We start from the raw sequence: 1,880 nt of genomic DNA, 5'->3' as shown, positions 1-1,880 counted from the left end.
GGCCTGTGATACGTCGTTGTCGCTGAACGACGGTCCGAGGATGAAACCGTCGACGTTCTTGCGCGCAGCCGCAACTTCGGTCTGCTGCAGGAAGATCACGAACGGGCCGTCGTCGAGAACCGACTTCTGAAGGTCCTTGTACATCTGCGCGCGCTTCTCGGCATCGCGCTCCATCACGGCGTCGCGGGTCTTCTTGGTCAGTGCTCCCGGATCCCACGCGTTACGCCATGCCAGCGGCTTGGCCTTTGCGCTGTCCGAATTGTCGTCGTTCGCCGCGAACGTATCCGCGTTGGAGTTCGGATCCTGATAATCGGAGCCCCAGTTGCCGATATAGATGTCGTGCTGACGGGCGCGATACTTCGTCAGGGCCTGCTTGCTGTCCATCGGGATGATTTCGAGCTTGATGCCAGCCTGGGCGAACGTCGATTGCATGGCCTGTGCGATGCCGGTGATTTCGGCTGTCGAACGGGTGTCCATGGTGACGCTGAAACCGTCCTTCAGGCCAGCCTTCGCGAGAAGCTCCTTCGCCTTGGCGACGTCGAGCTTGTAGGGGTTGTTGGTTTCTGCGCCGAGGAAGCCCTTGGGCAGGAAGTTCTGGTGAACGTCGCCCTTGTTCTTCATGATCGTGTCGGCGATCGCGGAGTAGTCGACCAGATATTTCAGAGCCTGGCGAACCTCGGGCTTGGCCAGGTTCGGGTTCTTCTGGTTGAGGCCGAGGTAATACACCGTTCCCTTCGGACCGCTCTGCAGCTTGATGTCGGGGTTCTTGGCGACGGCCGCCAATTCTTCCGGGTTCAGGCTGCGGGCGACGTCGATGTCCCCCTTTTCGAGCAGCAGGCGCTGGCTCGCGGTTTCCTTGATGTGACGATAGATGACGCGCGCGAGCGGGGTCTTCTTCTCGTAGTTGGGGTTGCGCTCGAGAACGAGGACTTCATTCGCTTTCCAGTCGCGCATGATGTACGGGCCCGAACCGGCGTAATGGGTCTTCAGCCAGTTGTAGCCGTAATCGCCGTCCTTCTCGTTCTGGGTCAGCACCTTCTTTTCGACGATTGAGGCGACCGAGTTGCCGAGGCAATAGAGAACGAGTGTCGGAGCGTAAGCCTTGTCGACTTCGACGGTGAGTTCAAGCGGGCCGGTTTGCTTGATCTTGTCCTTCACGTTGTCCTTCGTCAGGCCGAACTGACCGAGAATGAACGCGGGCGACTTGTCGAGCGCTACGGCGCGCTGGAGCGAATACACCACGTCTTCAGCGGTGATCGCGCTGCCGGACGCGAATTTCTTGTTGGGGCGCAGCTTGAAGGTGTAGGTCTTGCCGTCCGCTGAAACCGTCCAGGACTCGGCGACCTGGCCGGTGATCTTCGACACGTCCTTGATGTCGTATTGGATTAGGCGCTCGTAGGTGTTGCCCATGATTTCCGACGCGCTGAACTCGAAGACTTCAGCAGGATCGAGGGAAATGATGTCGTCGCTCTGCCAGGCTTGGACCAAGGTATCAGGCGGTGTCGCCGCCATGACCGCCGTGAACGAGGTCGCCATAGTCGCGACCAAGGCCGTCGATAGGAAAAATCTCGGAAGTTTTTTCATTTTGTGTTCCCCCGCAGCGCCGATTGCGCCGGTTTGCGGGCTTATGAATACAAAACGCATCAGGTCTGTCGAGTCCGGTCACTGGATTTAAACTGGTAAACTGTGCGCTTGGGGCACAATCGTCAGGCAAAGCGCGGAAACCTTGGCCTTCGCCTTCTTTTTGTGGCAAACGCTCGGCGAGTTTCAATCCTGGATGATGCCTGTGTCCGACCAAGCTAAAAAACCAGCCGCCAACGCCATGTGGGGCGGACGCTTTTCCTCGTCGCCGAGCGCCCTGATGGAAGCGATCAACGCGT

At 58.7% G+C, this 1,880-nt stretch carries 2 protein-coding genes; both read right to left on the bottom strand.

Going from position 1 to position 1,880, the window contains the following annotated elements:
- On the bottom strand, positions 1-1,584 hold a 1,584-nt coding region (locus AC1DT3_RS19580), incomplete at its 3' end, for an ABC transporter substrate-binding protein (RefSeq protein ID WP_477466883.1).
- Complete coding sequence (locus AC1DT3_RS19575) at positions 1,493-1,771, bottom strand: hypothetical protein (RefSeq protein WP_477466884.1); 279 nt, start codon at positions 1,769-1,771, stop codon at positions 1,493-1,495. The genes AC1DT3_RS19575 and AC1DT3_RS19580, both read right to left, overlap by 92 nt.
- Between the last annotated feature and the right edge of the window lie 109 nt (positions 1,772-1,880).

This window comes from Microvirga sp. P4_G7, from assembly GCF_056401005.1.
Note: the sequence above shows the minus strand (reverse complement) of the source record. Positions and strands in the feature narration are given on the sequence as shown.